Source organism: Halobacillus seohaensis (assembly GCF_042663045.1).
Lineage (GTDB): Bacteria > Bacillota > Bacilli > Bacillales > Halobacillaceae > Halobacillus_A > Halobacillus_A seohaensis.
Window position 1 is genome coordinate 42,383 of record NZ_JBHSZV010000019.1, and the last position, 17,584, is coordinate 59,966.

Below are 17,584 nucleotides of genomic sequence, written 5' to 3' on the forward strand. Positions count from 1 at the left end.
CATACATGCTAACAAAAATTGACCCTAATAAACTAGATTTAGAAGAACGCGTAGTTACGATTAACCGTGTTGCAAAAGTAGTTAAAGGTGGACGTCGTTTCCGTTTTGCTGCATTGGTTGTCGTAGGAGATAAAAATGGTCATGTTGGATTTGGTACTGGTAAAGCACAAGAAGTACCAGATGCAATTAAAAAAGCTATCGATGATGCGAAGAAAAGTTTGATTTCTGTTCCAATTAAAAACACGACAATTCCTCACGAGGTTATAGGAAGATTCGGTGCTGGTAATATTCTGATGAAGCCTGCCGCTGAAGGTACTGGAATTATTGCTGGTGGCCCTGTACGTGCAGTTCTTGAATTATCAGGTGTACACGATATACTTTCTAAGTCACTTGGTTCAAACACACCAATTAACATGGTTCGTGCGACACTAACTGGACTTAATGAACTTAAGCGCGCAGAAGACGTTGCTCGACTTCGTGGGAAGTCAGTAGAAGAACTGTAGGATAAGGAGGGAAATGAAATGGCTAAAAAGTTAGAAGTTACCCTCACGCGCAGTGTTATTGGCAGATCAGAAGATCAGCGTGCAACAGTTAAAGCACTCGGTCTAAGTAAAATTCGTCAATCTGTCGTAATCGAAGATAACCCAGCGATTCGAGGTATGGCTAATAAGGTATCTCACCTTGTATCGATTAAAGAACTATAAGTAAAGAATCAATAATAAGGAGGTGCTCGTATGAAACTGCATGAACTGAAACCATCAGCTGGATCCAAGAAAGAACGCAACCGTGTAGGTCGTGGTATGGCTTCTGGTAATGGTAAGACTTCAGGTCGTGGCCACAAGGGTCAAGGACAACGTTCAGGTAGTAAAACTCGTCCAGGTTTTGAGGGTGGTCAAATGCCACTTTTCCAACGTTTGCCGAAACGTGGTTTTACGAACATTCATCGTAAGGAATTCGCGATTATTAATCTTGATGCTCTTAACCGCTTTGAAGAGGGCGCAGAGGTTACTCCAGAACTTCTACTTGAAACTGGCATTGTCAGTCAAGAAAAAGCTGGCATTAAAGTTCTCGCTAAAGGTTCTGTTGAAAAGAAGCTTACTGTGAAAGCTCATAAGTTCTCTGCTTCGGCTAAAGAAGCTATTGAAGCAGCGGGCGGTCAAACTGAGGTGATTTAATGTTCCGGACAATCTCCAATTTTATGCGCGTGGGTGATATTCGGCGGAAAATTATATTCACTTTATTAATGCTGATTGTTTTTCGCTTGGGTACATTCATTCCTGTTCCCTTTACAAACCGGGACGCAATTAACTTCATGGATGAACAAAATGCGTTTGGATTTCTAAACACATTTGGAGGCGGTGCACTGCAGAATTTCTCGATTTTTGCAATGGGGATCATGCCGTATATTACAGCCTCCATCATCATGCAGTTGTTGCAGATGGATGTCGTAGCTAAATTTGCGGAATGGAAAAAGCAAGGTGAAGTGGGTCGCCGAAAATTAGCTCAGTTTACCCGCTATGGAACGATTGTTTTAGCTTTTATACAAGCAATTGGAATGTCTATTGGGTTCAACGCATTAGCTGGAGGTCAACTCATCGCTAATCCCGGCCCTGCAAAGTTCTTAATCATTGCTCTTGTATTAACAGGCGGAACAGCATTCCTAATGTGGCTTGGTGAGCAAATTACGTCTCACGGCGTTGGAAATGGTATTTCCATATTGATATTTGCCGGTATAGTTGCTGCTATTCCGACAGGAGCAAACCAACTGTATGACCAGTATATTACTGGTGCGGGTGATGAATTGTTTATTAATCTAGTGATTATCGCAATCATTGCATTAGTCATTGTCGCGGTAGTTGTTGGAGTTATATTCATTCAGCAAGCACTTCGTAAGATACCAATTCAATATGCGAAAAAACTCGTTAACCGATCTCCAGTAGGTGGACATTCAACTCATTTACCGATTAAGGTTAATGCTGCAGGGGTTATTCCAGTAATCTTTGCAATTTCATTCATTATCGCACCAAGAACTGTTGCTGGTTTCTTTGAAGGTAATGAAGTAGCCTCTGTTATTCAATATATCTTTGATTATCAGAATTGGCCTGGAATGATTATCTATGTTGCGTTAATAATTGCATTCACATATTTCTACACATTTGTCCAGGTAAACCCTGAGCAAATGGCCGAGAATTTGAAAAAGCAAGGCGGTTATATTCCTGGAATTCGTCCTGGTGCAAATACTGAGACGTATCTTACACGAGTGATGTACCGTTTAACTTTCGTAGGTTCAATCTTTCTAGCAGCTGTATCGATTCTTCCTATTATTCTTGGTTCAGTAGCTAATCTACCCCCAAGTGTTCAGGTTGGAGGAACAGGATTGCTCATCGTTGTAGGTGTAGCCCTTGAAATGATGAAGCAACTTGAGAGTCAGCTAGTGAAACGCCACTATAAAGGCTTTATTAAATAAATTGTGAAAAGCTAATGAAAAAGAGAGCGGAGGGAAGACGTTGAATTTAATTCTGATGGGTCTTCCTGGTGCCGGTAAAGGTACTCAGGCAGAGATGATTGTCGAAAAATATAACATCCCTCATATCTCAACTGGAGATATGTTCCGTTTAGCTATCAAAGAAGGAACGGCACTTGGTCAAGAAGCTAAATCATATATGGATAAAGGTGAACTAGTTCCTGATGAAGTAACAATCGGAATTGTTCGCGAGCGTCTTAAGAAACCAGATTGTCAAGGTGGATTCTTACTTGATGGATTTCCACGTACCATTGCTCAGGCAGAAGCCCTTGAGAATTTATTGAAGGATATGAATGAGTCAGTCGATTATGTGCTTCATATTGATGTTCCAAAAGATCAACTTCTCGAACGACTAACCGGACGAAGAGTTTGTCCAACTTGCGGAGCAACATATCATGTTATCTTCAATCCTCCAAAAGAGGATGGGAAATGTGATCATGATGGGGCTGAACTGATTCAACGTGAAGACGATCAACCTGAAACTGTTAAAAAACGTTTAGAAGTTAATGTTGAGCAAGCTCAACCACTTTTGAAATTCTATCAAGATAAAGGATATTTAGTCACCTTTAATGGCGATAATGATATCGATCTAGTTTTTAAGGATATTGATAAAAAACTCGGAGGCCTTGTGAAATGATTATTTGCAAAACACCACGGGAATTAGAAATTATGCGAGAAGCTGGCAGAATTGTCGCCTTAACGCACCAGGAAATGAGGAAAAACATCCGTACTGGAATAACAACTGGTGAATTAGATCAAATTGCTGATCAATTCATACGCAGTAAGGATGCATTACCTTCTTTTAAAGGTTATAATGGATTCCGTGGTAGTATTTGCGTATCGGTCAATGAACAGCTCGTTCATGGAATACCCGGTAATCGGGTGCTTAATGATGGAGATATCATTAGTATCGATATTGGTGCGAAATATCAAGGTTATCATGGTGACTCGGCTTGGACCTATCCTGTCGGCGCCGTAGATGAAAACACTGCTGAATTGCTGCAAGTAACTGAATCATGTTTGATGAAGGGACTTGATGAGGCAAAACCGGGTGTACGCCTTTCGAATATATCCCACGCCATTCAGAGCTATGTCGAAGGTAAAGGTTTTTCGATTGTACGTGAATATGTGGGTCATGGAGTAGGGAAGGAACTACATGAGGATCCTCAAATCCCTCATTATGGTCCCCCAAACAAAGGACCTCGCTTGAAACCTGGAATGGTGCTGGCTGTAGAACCGATGGTTAATGCAGGGTCTCGTTATGTCAAGACTCTTAGTGATCGTTGGACGGTAGTGACACAAGATGGTAGAATGTGTGCGCACTTTGAACACACCATCGCGATTACGGAAGAAGGTTACGAAGTCTTAACTACAACCTAAGTGAAGGTGATCTTGTTTGAATGATTCTGAGTCGAGTCCACGAATAGGTCAAGTTGTTCGTATTGTACAAGGACGCGAGGCGGGTCAGTATGCAGTTGTCATAGATATTCTTGATGGCCGCTTTTTACTGCTTGCCGACGGAGAGAAACGTAAGTATGATCGACCAAAGAAAAAGAATTTACAGCATGTAGAGCTTATGGATTTCATCTCTCCGGAAGTCCAAAACAGCCTTCTAGAAACTGGTCGCGTCACAAATGGCAAGCTTCGATTTGCCGTATCAAAATATGTCAATGAAGAAGTGACTGATTTGAAGAAGGGAGATCAACTCGATGGCGAAAGACGATGTAATTGAGGTGGAAGGTACTGTCGCTGAAACTCTACCGAATGCTCAGTTCAAAGTAGAGCTTGAAAACGGCCACACCGTTTTAGCTCACGTTTCTGGTAAGATTCGCATGCACTTCATTCGAATCTTACCTGGAGACAAAGTGACGGTAGAACTTTCCCCATATGATCTGACAAGAGGACGTATTACGTACCGTTATAAATAAAAAATACAATACTCCGTTATAAAAGGAGGTATGGATGATGAAGGTAAAACCTTCTGTTAAACCAATGTGTGAGAAATGCAAAGTTATCCGTCGTAAAGGTAAAGTAATGGTTATCTGTGAAAATCCTAAACACAAACAAAAACAAGGTTAATAATGAAGGAGGTGCACGTACCCAATGGCACGTATAGCAGGTGTAGATATCCCTCGTGATAAACGAGTAGTCGTATCTCTAACTTATATCTATGGTGTAGGAAAATCATTAGCTAGTGAAGTATTGACAGATGCAGGCGTTTCTGAAAATACTCGCGTTCGTGATCTTACAGAAGATGAATTAGGTAAGATCCGTAAAGCACTTGACAACCACAACGTTGAAGGTGATCTTCGCCGTGAGAATTCTTTAAACATCAAACGTTTAATTGAGATTGGTTCTTACCGTGGAATTCGTCACCGCCGCGGACTTCCAGCTCGCGGACAGAAGACCAAAAACAACTCTCGTACTCGTAAAGGCCCACGTCGTACAGTGGCTAACAAGCGTAAATAATTAGCAAAAAGGAGGTAAAACTACATGGCACGTAAAGCAAACACCCGTAGTCGTAAACGTCGCGTCAAAAAGAATATTGAGAGTGGAGTTGCGCATATCCGCTCCACTTTTAACAATACGATCGTAACGATCACCGACGTTCAAGGCAACGTAATCACTTGGAAGAGCTCTGGAACACTTGGCTTCAAAGGATCTCGTAAATCTACTCCATTTGCTGCTCAAATGGCTTCTGAAGCCGCTGCGAAAGACGCTATGGACAACGGAATGAAAACACTTGAAGTTACTGTTAAAGGCCCTGGAGCTGGACGTGAAGCAGCAATTCGTTCACTACAAGCTGTTGGTCTTGAGATCACTGCGATTCGTGATGTGACTCCAGTACCACACAACGGTTGCCGTCCGCCAAAACGTCGTCGCGTATAATAATTCTGAATAGAATTTGTCACCCTGTCTATAATGGGTTATGATAGCTTTTAAAATCGCAATGCCATAAGACAGTCATAGAGTAGTTCGTCTTGTAATCAGGACTGCCTACCTGAGGAATTTCGGTTAGGCCAATTGTCTAACCGGGGTTTCGACGTTTTGAAGGAGGGTTTTGTTTAAATGATCGAAATTGAAAAGCCAAAAATTGAACCGGTTGAGATCAGCAGTGATTCCACATTCGGTAAATTCGTCGTTGAACCGCTTGAGCGTGGATATGGTACAACACTAGGTAACTCCTTACGTCGTATTTTATTATCCTCACTACCTGGTGCTGCCGTTACATCTGTTCAAATTGACGGAGTTCTCCATGAGTTCTCTACAATAGAAGGTGTTGTAGAAGATGTAACAACCGTAGTGTTAAATCTAAAGAAACTTGCTTTGAAGATTTATTCTGACGAAGAGAAGACTTTAGAGATTGATGTGCAGAAGGAAGGTAAGGTAACAGCTGCTGATATTACGCATGATAGTGATGTAGAAGTACTAAACCCTGATCTTTTCATCGCAACATTAGATAGTAAAACCCCTCTACGTATGCGTATTACTGCAGAACGCGGGCGAGGATATCGTCCAGCTGAAGGTAATAACCATGATGATTTACCAATTGGGGTTGTTCCAGTTGACTCAATTTTTACCCCTGTTTCTCGTGTGACCTACCAAGTGGAAAACACTCGTATTGGTCAAACTTCAAACTTTGATAAGTTGACTTTAGACGTTTGGACTGATGGAAGCATTCGTCCAGAAGAAGCGATCTCTCTTGGAGCTAAAATCTATATGGAACACCTCAATATTTTTGTAGGCCTTACTGATGAAGCTCAAAAGGCTGAAATCATGGTCGAAAAAGAAGAGGACCAAAAAGAAAAAGTACTTGAGATGACAATCGAAGAGCTTGATTTGTCTGTACGTTCGTATAACTGTTTGAAACGTGCGGGAATTAACACAGTGCAGGAACTTGCAAATAAATCAGAAGAAGATATGATGAAGGTTCGTAATCTTGGTCGTAAATCTCTTGAAGAAGTTAGGTACAAGCTAGATGAGCTTGGACTAGGTTTAAGAAAAGAAGATTAATGGATCGACACATCTAAGAAATTCCTATAAGGGAGGGATATTTCATGGTTAGAAAGTTAGGACGTACTACCGATCAACGCATGGCGCTACTACGCAACTTAGCGACTGACTTGATCATTCATGAACGTATTGAAACAACTGAAGCTAAAGCTAAAGAGCTTCGTTCTGTTGTTGAAAAAATGATTACACTAGGTAAGCGTGGCGATCTTCACGCTCGTCGTCAAGCTGAATCGTTCCTTTACAAAGCAGATGCTAATGAAGAAGGAGACCAAACAGCCCTTCAAAAGCTGTTCTCTGATGTTGCACCACGCTATGAGGAACGTCAAGGTGGTTACACTCGTGTACTTAAGTTGGGCGAGCGTAAAGGTGATGGAGCTAAGATGGCTATCATTGAACTAGTTTAATGTCACCATTTAAATTTTTTAAAAGGGCAGGACGGAATCTCGACTCGAGGTTAACTCCAGCCCTTTTTTTATTGTTTAAATTCAAGAGTAATATGTCATAAAGGCACGGGAAATGTTGAAAAATATTTCCCGGGAAATTAGCAGAGTGGAGGAGAACCACATGGCAGAGAGCCAAATTGAGTTTAGAAATGTTTCTTTTCGGTACCAAGATGATATGCCTTGGGTATTGAATAATGTGAGCTTTAAAATAGCTGCTAACGAATGGGTAGCTATTATCGGCCATAATGGTTCTGGTAAATCTACCATCGCGAAGCTAACGAATGGTTTGTTAATTCCTCAAGAAGGTGAAATTTATGTGGATGGACAAAAGGTGAGTGCTGAGACTGTTTGGGATGTGAGAAAAAGTGTTGGTATGGTATTCCAAAACCCCGATAATCAATTCGTAGGTACAACGGTTAGAGACGATGTAGCTTTTGGTATGGAGAATAATGGTATGCCAAGGGACTTAATGCTTGAGCGAATTGAACAGAGTTTATCTGCTGTAGGAATGCTAGGGTATGAGCGACAAGAACCTCATAGGCTCTCGGGTGGCCAAAAGCAACGTGTTGCAATAGCAAGCGTGCTAGCTGTATCCCCGAAATATATTATTCTAGATGAAGCAACAGCAATGCTTGACCCCAAAGGTAGGAAAGAAATCATGAATACGATACTTGAGGTACAAGAGCAAAGGAATTTATCTCTTGTAACGATTACACATGACTTGTTAGAAGTCACTCAGGCAGAACGGGTGTTGGTTATGAACGAAGGCGAGGTATGGCTAGAAGCGAGTCCTCGAGAGGTTTTTGAGAAACAAGAGCAATTGCAGAAAATTGGCTTAGATACTCCTTTTGTAACGAAACTAGCAGAAGAACTAAAAACTGCTGGCTTTAGTTTTAGACGTGAGCCACTTAATCACCAGGAGTTATTGGAGGAATTATGGACATTTCGTTTAAACACGTGAGTTATATTTATCAACCTAATAGTCCGTTCGAACACCAGGCACTAAACGATTTGTCATTTCAAATTGACTCTGGTTCCTTTGTTGCTATCATTGGGCATACTGGTTCTGGGAAGTCGACACTTATTCAACATTTAAATGGTCTCGTTCAACCAACTCAAGGCGAAGTTACAATTGGTCCATATCATATTAAGGCTGAAGAAAAGAATAAACAGTTACGAGAACTGCGCGAAAAGGTAGGAGTTGTCTTTCAGTATCCAGAACATCAGTTATTCGAAGAGACGGTGGAAAAGGATATAGCTTTCGGTCCAAGTAACTTTGGAGTGAATGAAGCAGAAATTAAAAGACGCACAAAAGAGGCTATTGAATCTGTGCATTTAGATGAAGAATTGTTAAAGCGTTCTCCTTTCGACTTGAGTGGTGGACAAATGCGGAGGGTAGCTATTGCTGGTGTATTGGCTATGAACCCTAATGTGCTTGTACTTGATGAGCCAACGGCAGGTCTAGATCCTAGAGGTCAACATGAAGTCATGGGCATGTTCGCTCGCTTACATCGCGATAAGCATTTAACGACTGTATTAGTCACGCATAGTATGGAAGACGCTTTAACTTACGCTGATCATATAATTATATTAAATGATGGTGAAGTCTATAAACAGGGAGCACCTCTTGATATCTTTAAAGAAAAAGAAGCGTTGCAGAAAGTCCAATTAGATGTTCCAGAAATTATAGAATTCTTAACCAAAGTAGAAAATAAATTTCATAGTGAGATCCCTTATCGAGGTCAATCAATAGCTGAATTAGCAAAAGAACTGACCTTAATGGTGAAAGGGGCGCGCGATCATGAGTAGTTCAATGATGATCGGTCAGTATATCCCGGGGGACTCCTTTATTCATAAGCTTGACCCACGGACGAAAATAGCCATTATCTTTTTCTTTGTTGTGATCGTATTTTTTGCTAATTCTGTTATGAGTTATGGAGTGTTGACGTTATTTGCTTTAGGAAGTGTTTTTGTAACAAGGATTCGAGTGCGATATATTTTAAAAGGATTAAAGCCTGTATGGTTTTTGATTGCTTTTACATTCCTTCTCCATTTATTTGTAACGAAGGAAGGGGAAGTGATCACAACTATTTTAGGATGGGACCTGCATCGTGGGGCTCTTATTCAAGGTGCTTCCATCTCATTGCGCTTTTTCTTGCTGATTATGGTTACATCACTTCTAACATTAACAACAACACCAATTGAAATAACGGATGCTATTGAACAATTGTTGGGCCCTTTGAAAAAATTTCGTTTTCCTGTCCATGAATTAGCTTTAATGATGTCCATTTCATTGCGTTTCATCCCAACTTTAATGCAAGAAACTGAAAAAATTTCAAAAGCCCAGGCATCCCGAGGTGTAGATTTCCGTACAGGGGCGTTTAAAGACCGTATAAAAGCTGTCATCCCACTTTTGGTACCTTTGTTCGTCAGTGCCTTTAAACGTGCAGAAGAGCTCGCTATGGCCATGGAGGCTAGAGGGTACAAAGGTGGCGAAGGCCGAACAAAATTAAGAGAACTGCAGATTGGTCGCAGAGATTGGTTTGTCTATGTATTGTTTGCAATATTAATTGTCGGTTTATTTTTAGCTAGAAATTGAGTTGGAGGAAGGGAAAATGTATCGTATTAAATGTGAAGTGAAATATGATGGGACAAATTATGCGGGTTACCAAGTGCAGGCCAATGCAAACACTGTGCAAGCAGAGTTAGAAAAAGCATTGAAAAAGATACACAAAGGAAAACATGTGAAAACCAAAGCTTCAGGAAGAACTGATTCAGGTGTTCATGCTAAAGGCCAGGTTTTTCACTTTGATACCAATTTAAACATTCCTTCTTCTAACTGGAAAAGGGCATTGTATGCTACTCTACCATATGATATTTATGTCTCTAATGTTGATAATGTAGACGAGGACTTTCACGCTCGTTATCACACGACAGGTAAAGAGTACCGCTATTTTGTGCGTAATCATCCTGAGCCTGATATCTTCCGTCGAAATTACTCATATCACATAAGAAAGGCTTTAGATGTTGAAGCCATGTTAGATGCTTGTCAGATTATTCAAGGGGAACATGACTTCACATCATTTTGTGCGACTCGTGCTGATGTAAAGGGAAGTAAAGTGAGAACGGTTCAACGAGCTACGATAGAGAAAGAAGGTTCTGAACTTGTGTTTATATTTAAGGGGAGTGGTTTTTTATATAATATGGTACGTATTTTAGTTGGTACGATTCTAGAGGTTGGGCGAGGCAATCATCGCCCAGAAAAATTAAGAGAGATGTTAGAAGCACGTAATCGTGAAGCTGCTGGTATTACTGCACCGCCTCATGGATTGTTTCTTTGGAAGGTGGATTACTAACTGTACCGATGTTTTTCTTCAATGTTCGTACCCTCAACTTGATGGTTCACAAAATGGGCCGTTTAAATAATTCATCCCGTTAAGATGAATCACTTTACTACGTGGCTTTCTAATGCGAGTCCTGTCTACAAGGCGGCTTTCGCTTTTCTATTAAAAAACAACGTTTCCTTGCGTTTAATACCTTGACATATGGTACAGGAGTGTTATATTATAATCTATGGCATTTTATTTCTATACCACGGTTAGCCCCGGAAACTAATCGTATTTGAGATAAATTTATATTGAAGCTTTATGAAACTAATTATAATTATTCAGGAGGGAACCTATATGCGCACAACTTTCATGGCAAATGAAAACACCGTGGACCGCAAATGGTACGTAGTGGATGCTGCAGGGCAAACACTTGGTCGTCTTTCAAGCGAAGTTGCATCAATCCTTCGCGGTAAAAATAAACCTACGTACACTCCACATGTTGATACTGGTGACCATGTCATCATCATCAATGCTGGAGAAATCGAACTTACTGGTAATAAAATCAATGATAAGATCTATTACCGTCACTCAACTCACCCAGGTGGATTGAAACAGCGTACAGCTAACGAAATGCGTACTAAATACCCTGAGCAAATGCTTGAACTTGCTGTTAAAGGGATGCTACCTAAAGGAAGCCTAGGACGTAAGATGGGCAAGAAACTTCATGTATACGCTGGAACTGAGCATAAGCATGAAGCACAACAACCAGAAGTTTACGAACTTCGTGGATAATAAAAAGGGAGGTAATCAATAGTGGCACAAGTACAATACTCTGGTACTGGACGTCGTAAAAAATCAACTGCTCGTGTACGTCTTGTTCCTGGAACGGGTCGTGTAGTAGTAAATAAGCGTGATGCTGAAGAATTTTTCCCATATGAAACACTTCGTATGATTCTTAAGCAGCCTTTAGCTGTTACAGAGACTGAAGGAAACTATGATGTTTATGTGAATGTCGATGGTGGAGGTTTCACTGGTCAAGCTGGTGCAATCCGTCACGGAATCGCTCGTGCTCTTCTTGAAGCTGATCCGGAATACCGCACACCACTTAAACGCGCTGGACTTCTAACGCGTGATGCACGTATGAAAGAGCGTAAGAAATACGGTCTTAAAGGTGCACGTCGTGCTCCACAGTTCTCTAAGCGTTAATATCTTTTCAAAAAGTTCTTTTCCTTTAATGGGAAAGGACTTTTTTTGTTATGAAAAATTGGGAAAGGTTAAACAGATTAATTCCGAGTTCTCACATGCTACCGAGTTGTTATCTTAGCTTATCAATCCATGATTTTTAATAATTTCTTTTACACCAATTCTCTTCTATAATTTCAAGATGAACTTCACCCCAAACAAGACCTCGTTCAATCGTTGTTGAAATTCTGTTGCTGCAATTCTTTTGAAATGTCCTTCTTCATATAATTTCAAGGCAGCTGTAGCGGTGAATATTTTACTGAGAGAGGCAACATCAAAGATTGTATCTTTTTACATCCCGATTGGCTCATCAATTTTAGTTGCTAAATCACCTTCATATAACAGAGCATTTCCATAGGCTGCGTGTTGGGCGATGTGTCCTTTGTTAGCTACTAAAGTGACTGCTCTAAGCATGTCTCCCTCAGAAATGCTTACATTTATGATCGTATCAATCTTCTGAAGTGGAATTTCTATTAAAACCGAACTACTTATGAATTTTCTCGGTTGTGTATTTCTGTGGTAGTTTTTTAATGGCTTGTTTTTCCCTTAGATTCCTCTTTTTAAAAGATATGAATTAACGGGCACTTTTGTACACTATTTATTATTTTAAAGCAATATATCGTGTGCAAAATCCTTTGAAATATAACATGAAGGAGCTATTCATATTTTCAGTTCTTGTCCCATATATTTAGCTACAAGGGTAAGGGAGTGGGGATATGGTACGTCGATTGAAAACAATCTTCTGGTTTGTTGCAATTTTAATTTGCGTAAGCATCATAGCTATTCCTGTTCAGGAAGTTAAAGATACATGGCAAACGTGGTCTTCTCCGTTATTTGGAAAAGTGATTGTCCTTGATCCAGGCCATGGTGGTCCTGATGCAGGCGCAAGCGGGGCGAATGGAACAGAAGAAAAAGGAATTACCTTAAATCTTTCTAATTATTTAAAAGACTATTTGCAAGAAGCGGGCGCCATTGTTTTTTTAACAAGAGAAGATGATCGAGATCTATCACCTGCACCATTATCAACAAAACCAGGTAGTTTATCTGCTCGTAAAGCAGAGGATATCCGAAAACGTATTGGGATTATCAATGATTCGAATGCCGATCTTTTTATAAGTCTGCATTTGAATGCGAGTCCGAATACGCAGTGGCGTGGTGCACAAACCTTTTTCAATCCGAACAAAGAAGCTAGTGAAAAGTTAGCAAATGATATACAAGGAGAAATCCGTGATAATTTAGAAAATACCAATAGGGAACCTGCAGGTCTTAGAAATATTTATATTTTAAAACATGGTGATCCGCCTGGAGCTTTAGTAGAAGGAGGTTTTTTGTCAAACCCGCAGGAGAGGGAGCTTCTCGAAAGTGAGGATTATCAAAGAAAAGTTGCTGCTTCTATTTATAGGGGAATTCTAAAGTATATGACAGAAGAATAATTCCCTCGTATTATGCAAATTACTTAGGAAGCGTTTCATATATGTTATACTTGCATTGTTGAAACATTTTCTAAGGAAGGTGACCCATTTGCTTACACAAGAAAAGGTACTAGAGATCCTCCATTCTGTCGAAGATCCGTTTTTACATAAAACGTTAGAAGAGACTGGTGGAGTAGAGGAAATTAAGATAAAGGAAGAAAAGGACCATGTAAGTGTTAAAGTTCTAATAGCTAAGACAAATACAGCTGAACAAATGGAACTTCAGCAAAAAATTGTGAATGAACTGAAAAGTGGCGGAGCAGCTACCGTTGGGCTTCGCTTTGATAAGTTACCTGATGATGTAATTGAAAAGTTCCAACCACAAGCGGAAGAGGAGCAAGAGGCTTCTTTACTAGGTGGAAAGCCAGGGACTAATTTCATCTCTATTGCTAGTGGTAAAGGTGGCGTAGGGAAATCAACAGTAACGGTAAACCTTGCTGTTTCGCTTACTCGTTTAGGTAAAAAGGTCGGTATTATTGATGCAGATATTTACGGATTTAGCGTTCCGGATATGATGGGCGTAGAAGAACGTCCGGTAGTTCGCGGTGAAAAAATAATCCCGGTTGAACGCTTTGGAGTTAAACTTGTTTCTATGGGATTTTTTGTTGAAGATAATTCCCCGATTGTTTGGCGAGGGCCTATGCTTGGCAAAATGCTAACAAGCTTTTTTAAAGAAGTAGAGTGGGGAGATCTGGACTATCTACTTCTGGATTTACCACCAGGAACAGGAGATATTGCGATGGATGTCCACTCCCTCCTTCCAACATCTAAAGAAATTATTGTAACTACACCTCATCCAACAGCTGCCTTTGTAGCGGCTCGTGCTGGGCAAATGGCGATTAAAATGGAACATGATATCCTTGGTGTTGTGGAAAATATGGCTTATTTCCAAAGTAAAGAAACAGGCAATAAGGAATTCGTGTTTGGCCGTGGTGGTGGAGTTAAACTAGCCGACGAGTTGAAAACTGATGTATTAGGGCACATACCTCTAGAACAGCCTTATGAGGAAGAAGATGTCTTTGCACCTTCTGTTTATCAGGAAGATCACCCAACGGGAGTTGTTTATCGAAATATGGCTGCTAAAGTGATCGACAAATTCTCTAAATAAAGGAAAACACGCAGTCACCCTAGGCTGCGTGTTTTGTTTATTGACCTCCACCTCCGTTACCGCCTTCTCCGGAGGATCCTCCTCCACCTTGTCCTTGACCGCCCCCACCACTTTGCATTTCTTCAGCAGCTTTTAGAAGCGTTTCACTTATTTTTGCTTGAAAGACAGGGTTATTTAATGTTTCCTCAATTGTTTTTTCTAAATGAGCACGAAACTTTTGGCCTTGCATAACTTCAAGCATTTTTTCCATCATTTCTGGGTTTTGGTAAATTTCGATTAGTGATGCTTGATATTCTGAATCCTTCATCAAAGCCTTCATTAAACTTTTTTGTTCTTCTTGGACTACCTTGCTGAATTCTTTTACGAAGGAGGGATCTGAAAACAGTTTACTCCAAAATGCTTTCCCTTTTTCTGATAGCAGTGTTTCTTTAACGGCAGTTGATACTTCTTCTGATTCAAGTGCCAATTCTTGCTTCATATCTTCTTTAGCCAAAACGTCCTTTAAGGCACTTTGACCTTCATCTGACTTCAATATATCTACCATCATTTTTTTAGTGGTATCATAATCGGATTGCTCGCTTGCACCTGAACTGCCATTACAAGCTGCCAGGAAAACAACGAGTAATATGGGTAAAATAATTCGAAATATGGACATAAGAAATGTCCCCTTTCTTTTGTTTTCCCTTACATTTAATATGTACGTGTTAAAAAAAAATATGCGGTAAAGGAAAATTATAAAACTTCATGATAAAATACGATAGGGAACTTTCATGCAATAGGGGGAAAAAACGTGAATAGTCGAAAATGGGTACGATTATTTCTGACGGCGTTGGTTATTGGCGGCGGTCTGACATTGCTATCCAGTTTTATAATCAAAAGTGAGTCTTATACTGAGGTATTACAGCCTTTTCAAATGTTTGAACTTATCGGTTTGATATTGTTTTTCACAGGCCTTGGATTTATTTTTAGTGTTATTAGTCAAATGGGTTTTTTTGCATATTTAACCATCCATCAATTTGGCCGAGGTATGTTTCGGCGCAGTTGGTCAGTCATCCAATTGTTTTTAATTGCTTTTACACTATTCGATCTTATTTACTTTCGATATCAAGGTGAAGAGAGTGTTTCGATATGGCCTTATGTTTTTGTGGCTTTAGGATTATTACTCGTATCTTTATTTGTGTCTTTTATTAAAGCTAAAGAAACAAATAAACATGCATTTATACCAGCTTTGTTTTTTATGGTCGTTGTAACATCCATTGAGTGGGTGCCAGCTTTACGTGCATCTTCAAGTGATTATATATGGTTAATGATCATTCCGTTACTAGTATGCAATGCATATCAGCTACTAATTCTTCATCGTTTAAATGCAGACACACCGAAAAAGTAAAAGGAAGGGCTACACTATTATGTTAAAGGAATCCCTTTCCTAATTTACAGAACTAATTTCACTGTATTTGTAATTAAAATTTAAAAATCTCAGTTCATTGAACTGAGATTTTTTTATATTCAAGACAATTCAACTAAAAGCACTTGGGGCCACGCCACTGTAAAAGTCTTACTAAAAAATAAAGGAGGGGAACCACCACGTCTGTAATATATAGGTGATCCCTTCCTTCATTTTTCCGTAAAGTGAGCTATTTATCCAACAATCACCTCCAAATTACTGGTAACGTTATGTAAGCGAATTTGTAGGTGGGAATGTAGACTAACACTGACTAGCGTTAACTAACAAATCGGGGTGCATATTCAACTAGTTATAACAAAAAAACCATCAAGTTGGGAATAAATTGATGGCCGTTGCTGCTCTCATTTTATTCAACTTGGGTAATTTTAGCCTTACTTCCATTAACCAACTCAGTAATAGTAGAGAATTCCAATTCTTTTTGCTTCAATCCTGGCAATATAACTTCTAAAGCCTTATCAGTTTGTTTAACTGAATCTGAAGCGTGCAAAAGAATGATATCTCCTTTACCAGTTTCATCTAATATTTGATCAATGATTTGATTAGTTCCAGGATTTTCCCAATCTCGTGGATTGACGCTCCATTGTATAGCCTCGAGTTGCTCAGCTTCTATAACCTCTAATATTTCTTTATTGTACTGACCATGAGGGGGGCGTATCCAATGTCTCTCTTCAAACCCCAGTTTTTCAAATACTTCTCGTGCTTTTTGGATATCTTGTTTCATTTCATGGGGTTCTAAATCCAAATAACTTTCATAAGCATACCCCATCATGCCTATTTCGTGATTCCCCTCATGAATTTTCTTCACGATGTCAGGATGTCGTTCCGCCCACTCTCCCCCTAGAAAAAAAGTCGCCTTTGCTTCGTGAGCTTCAAGAACTTTAAGAATATCGTGAACTTTATTATTTCCCCAACTAATATTAAAGGTTAAAGATATAAGTGGATGCTCGTCACTCCCTTGGGATAGAGCACGGGGGTCTCCTTCATTAGAAAAGACGGAGATCTGGCCCCGTTGGCCTACCCACATTAATATGGCACAAAATAAAGCAATGACCACAATTACACCATAACGCTTGATCAGCTCTATTCTTTTCTTAAAAAAACTCACGATAAGCACTCCTTTTTTATCTTCTGTAATCTATACCTATGAAAAATTGGACGACCTATGCTATAAATCCAGAAAAAAGGGTAAAAATAAACAAGACCTAGTTTGAGAGGGAGGATCAATTATGTACGGTCTTATGATTACTAAGCAGGAACACCAGGAAGTAGAATATTTGTTAAGAAGAGAGATGGAGGAAATTACACTTGATCTCGGTGATTACAGAATTGATTCATCGATTAAAAAAGCAATGGAAGATAGGTATGATGTATTATTTCAGCTATTTAGAAGGTTTGCGACTGGTGAGGAATGTTTGCAATACATGCCTAATAAGAAAAAACAGAACTAATTATTTAATTATAAAACAGATAAAAGCAGGGCCCGCCCTGATCTTTATCTGTTTTTGTTTTACGTTTAATTTTATCAGTTTTATAAAAAAACAAAGAAAATATCTAAAAGTTATTGCGTTCACTTTTAAGTGTGTGATATATTATTAAACGTTGTCAGTTAAGAAATTCACATCAAGCAAACAAATTGCTTTCAAAAAAGATTTGAACTTTTTTATAAAACATGTTGACGAAATAGAGAAACCATGGTAAATTAGTTCTTGTCGCCAAAACGACAACTTGCATTTTTGATCTTTGAAAACTGAACGAACCAACCAGTACGTCAATTATTCTTTCTATTATATAGAAGGAAGTAAAACAAGCACATTTGATGTGCAAATGAGCAATTCATTCTCAACTTTTATGGAGAGTTTGATCCTGGCTCAGGACGAACGCTGGCGGCGTGCCTAATACATGCAAGTCGAGCGCAGGAAGCAGGTTGATTCCCTTCGGGGATGAAACTTGTGGAATGAGCGGCGGACGGGTGAGTAACACGTGGGCA

The 17,584-nt window shown here is 39.6% G+C and carries 27 protein-coding genes and 1 rRNA gene; 24 read left to right on the plus strand and 4 right to left on the minus strand.

Going from position 1 to position 17,584, the window contains the following annotated elements:
- Nucleotides 1-5: 5 nt before the first annotated feature.
- The 19 genes from rpsE (at nt 6) to rpsI (ending at nt 11,516) form a co-directional block, all read left to right on the plus strand.
- Nucleotides 6-503 carry a 30S ribosomal protein S5 gene (rpsE, locus tag ACFQIC_RS08255; RefSeq protein ID WP_204710846.1) on the plus strand — a complete coding sequence of 166 codons (498 nt, stop codon included), beginning with the start codon at nt 6-8 and terminating at the stop codon, nt 501-503.
- An 18-nt stretch (nt 504-521) separates the two neighbouring features.
- Nucleotides 522-704, plus strand: coding sequence for a 50S ribosomal protein L30 (rpmD, locus tag ACFQIC_RS08260; RefSeq protein ID WP_204710848.1), 183 nt, complete (start codon nt 522-524; stop codon nt 702-704).
- 30 nt (nt 705-734) lie between these two features.
- Nucleotides 735-1,175, plus strand: a complete 441-nt coding sequence (rplO, locus tag ACFQIC_RS08265; RefSeq protein WP_204710849.1) for a 50S ribosomal protein L15 — start codon at nt 735-737, stop codon at nt 1,173-1,175.
- The gene (gene secY / locus ACFQIC_RS08270) at nt 1,175-2,467 is read left to right on the plus strand and encodes a preprotein translocase subunit SecY (RefSeq protein ID WP_204710851.1); all 1,293 of its coding nucleotides are present in this window, start codon (nt 1,175-1,177) and stop codon (nt 2,465-2,467) included. Before rplO ends, secY begins: the two co-directional genes overlap by 1 nt.
- A gap of 40 nt (nt 2,468-2,507) precedes the next feature.
- On the plus strand, nt 2,508-3,161 hold the full coding sequence (locus tag ACFQIC_RS08275; protein WP_204710852.1) for an adenylate kinase: 654 nt from the start codon (nt 2,508-2,510) through the stop codon (nt 3,159-3,161).
- Nucleotides 3,158-3,904 carry a type I methionyl aminopeptidase gene (gene map / locus ACFQIC_RS08280; protein ID WP_204710853.1) on the plus strand — a complete coding sequence of 249 codons (747 nt, stop codon included), beginning with the start codon at nt 3,158-3,160 and terminating at the stop codon, nt 3,902-3,904. The genes ACFQIC_RS08275 and map overlap by 4 nt, the downstream gene beginning before the upstream one ends.
- A 16-nt stretch (nt 3,905-3,920) precedes the next feature.
- A complete protein-coding gene (locus ACFQIC_RS08285; RefSeq protein ID WP_204710854.1) occupies nt 3,921-4,256 on the plus strand; it encodes a KOW motif-containing protein in 336 nt (111 codons plus the stop codon).
- Entirely contained in the window at nt 4,234-4,452 is a 219-nt protein-coding gene (gene infA, locus ACFQIC_RS08290) for a translation initiation factor IF-1 (protein ID WP_204710855.1), read from the plus strand. The genes ACFQIC_RS08285 and infA overlap by 23 nt, the downstream gene beginning before the upstream one ends.
- Nucleotides 4,453-4,489: 37 nt before the next feature.
- Nucleotides 4,490-4,603: a 50S ribosomal protein L36 gene (rpmJ, locus tag ACFQIC_RS08295; protein WP_044153295.1), complete on the plus strand. Its 114-nt coding sequence runs from the start codon at nt 4,490-4,492 to the stop codon at nt 4,601-4,603.
- 24 nt (nt 4,604-4,627) lie between these two features.
- Complete coding sequence (rpsM, locus tag ACFQIC_RS08300) at nt 4,628-4,993, plus strand: 30S ribosomal protein S13 (RefSeq protein WP_204710856.1); 366 nt, start codon at nt 4,628-4,630, stop codon at nt 4,991-4,993.
- 24 nt (nt 4,994-5,017) lie between these two features.
- Nucleotides 5,018-5,413, plus strand: coding sequence for a 30S ribosomal protein S11 (gene rpsK, locus ACFQIC_RS08305; RefSeq protein WP_204710857.1), 396 nt, complete (start codon nt 5,018-5,020; stop codon nt 5,411-5,413).
- 180 nt (nt 5,414-5,593) lie between these two features.
- Complete coding sequence (locus ACFQIC_RS08310; protein ID WP_204710859.1) at nt 5,594-6,538, plus strand: DNA-directed RNA polymerase subunit alpha; 945 nt, start codon at nt 5,594-5,596, stop codon at nt 6,536-6,538.
- A gap of 44 nt (nt 6,539-6,582) precedes the next feature.
- Nucleotides 6,583-6,942 carry a 50S ribosomal protein L17 gene (rplQ, locus tag ACFQIC_RS08315; protein WP_204710861.1) on the plus strand — a complete coding sequence of 120 codons (360 nt, stop codon included), beginning with the start codon at nt 6,583-6,585 and terminating at the stop codon, nt 6,940-6,942.
- A gap of 160 nt (nt 6,943-7,102) precedes the next feature.
- Nucleotides 7,103-7,942, plus strand: a complete 840-nt coding sequence (locus tag ACFQIC_RS08320) for an energy-coupling factor ABC transporter ATP-binding protein (protein WP_204710863.1) — start codon at nt 7,103-7,105, stop codon at nt 7,940-7,942.
- Nucleotides 7,918-8,790, plus strand: coding sequence for an energy-coupling factor ABC transporter ATP-binding protein (locus tag ACFQIC_RS08325; RefSeq protein WP_204710865.1), 873 nt, complete (start codon nt 7,918-7,920; stop codon nt 8,788-8,790). Before ACFQIC_RS08320 ends, ACFQIC_RS08325 begins: the two co-directional genes overlap by 25 nt.
- The gene (locus ACFQIC_RS08330; protein WP_204710867.1) at nt 8,783-9,580 is read left to right on the plus strand and encodes an energy-coupling factor transporter transmembrane component T family protein; all 798 of its coding nucleotides are present in this window, start codon (nt 8,783-8,785) and stop codon (nt 9,578-9,580) included. The genes ACFQIC_RS08325 and ACFQIC_RS08330 overlap by 8 nt, the downstream gene beginning before the upstream one ends.
- Before the next feature lie 16 nt (nt 9,581-9,596).
- Nucleotides 9,597-10,337 (plus strand): tRNA pseudouridine(38-40) synthase TruA, encoded by a 741-nt coding sequence (gene truA, locus ACFQIC_RS08335; RefSeq protein ID WP_204710869.1) that lies wholly within the window; start codon nt 9,597-9,599, stop codon nt 10,335-10,337.
- Nucleotides 10,338-10,664: 327 nt separating this feature from the next.
- On the plus strand, nt 10,665-11,102 hold the full coding sequence (gene rplM, locus ACFQIC_RS08340) for a 50S ribosomal protein L13 (RefSeq protein ID WP_204710871.1): 438 nt from the start codon (nt 10,665-10,667) through the stop codon (nt 11,100-11,102).
- Between the two features lie 21 nt (nt 11,103-11,123).
- Nucleotides 11,124-11,516 carry a 30S ribosomal protein S9 gene (rpsI, locus tag ACFQIC_RS08345; RefSeq protein ID WP_204710873.1) on the plus strand — a complete coding sequence of 131 codons (393 nt, stop codon included), beginning with the start codon at nt 11,124-11,126 and terminating at the stop codon, nt 11,514-11,516.
- A gap of 165 nt (nt 11,517-11,681) precedes the next feature.
- Here the strand turns inward: rpsI and ACFQIC_RS08350 are convergent, their stop codons facing one another.
- Entirely contained in the window at nt 11,682-11,834 is a 153-nt protein-coding gene (locus ACFQIC_RS08350; protein ID WP_204710885.1) for a serine hydrolase, read from the minus strand.
- Nucleotides 11,835-11,843: 9 nt separating this feature from the next.
- Nucleotides 11,844-11,966, minus strand: a complete 123-nt coding sequence (locus ACFQIC_RS08355; RefSeq protein WP_390217031.1) for a hypothetical protein — start codon at nt 11,964-11,966, stop codon at nt 11,844-11,846.
- 302 nt (nt 11,967-12,268) lie between these two features.
- On the opposite strand from ACFQIC_RS08355, the gene cwlD reads away from it, so the two are divergent.
- Nucleotides 12,269-12,985 (plus strand): N-acetylmuramoyl-L-alanine amidase CwlD, encoded by a 717-nt coding sequence (cwlD, locus tag ACFQIC_RS08360; protein ID WP_204710875.1) that lies wholly within the window; start codon nt 12,269-12,271, stop codon nt 12,983-12,985.
- Nucleotides 12,986-13,073: 88 nt separating this feature from the next.
- A complete protein-coding gene (locus ACFQIC_RS08365; protein ID WP_204710877.1) occupies nt 13,074-14,132 on the plus strand; it encodes an Mrp/NBP35 family ATP-binding protein in 1,059 nt (352 codons plus the stop codon).
- A 37-nt stretch (nt 14,133-14,169) separates the two neighbouring features.
- Here ACFQIC_RS08365 and gerD read toward each other — a convergent pair whose 3' ends face one another.
- Nucleotides 14,170-14,787, minus strand: coding sequence for a spore germination lipoprotein GerD (gene gerD, locus ACFQIC_RS08370; protein WP_204710879.1), 618 nt, complete (start codon nt 14,785-14,787; stop codon nt 14,170-14,172).
- 135 nt (nt 14,788-14,922) lie between these two features.
- On the opposite strand from gerD, the gene ACFQIC_RS08375 reads away from it, so the two are divergent.
- Nucleotides 14,923-15,519, plus strand: a complete 597-nt coding sequence (locus tag ACFQIC_RS08375) for a KinB-signaling pathway activation protein (RefSeq protein WP_204710881.1) — start codon at nt 14,923-14,925, stop codon at nt 15,517-15,519.
- Nucleotides 15,520-15,943: 424 nt separating this feature from the next.
- On the opposite strand, the gene pdaB is transcribed toward ACFQIC_RS08375, so the two are convergent.
- Nucleotides 15,944-16,702 (minus strand): polysaccharide deacetylase family sporulation protein PdaB, encoded by a 759-nt coding sequence (gene pdaB, locus ACFQIC_RS08380; protein WP_204710882.1) that lies wholly within the window; start codon nt 16,700-16,702, stop codon nt 15,944-15,946.
- 121 nt (nt 16,703-16,823) lie between these two features.
- Here pdaB and ACFQIC_RS08385 point away from each other — a divergent pair, with 121 nt between their 5' ends.
- Together ACFQIC_RS08385 and ACFQIC_RS08390 are read left to right on the plus strand one after the other, a co-directional pair.
- Entirely contained in the window at nt 16,824-17,045 is a 222-nt protein-coding gene (locus ACFQIC_RS08385; protein ID WP_204710883.1) for a hypothetical protein, read from the plus strand.
- A 397-nt stretch (nt 17,046-17,442) separates the two neighbouring features.
- Nucleotides 17,443-17,584 (plus strand): 16S ribosomal RNA (locus ACFQIC_RS08390); the annotation flags it as partial.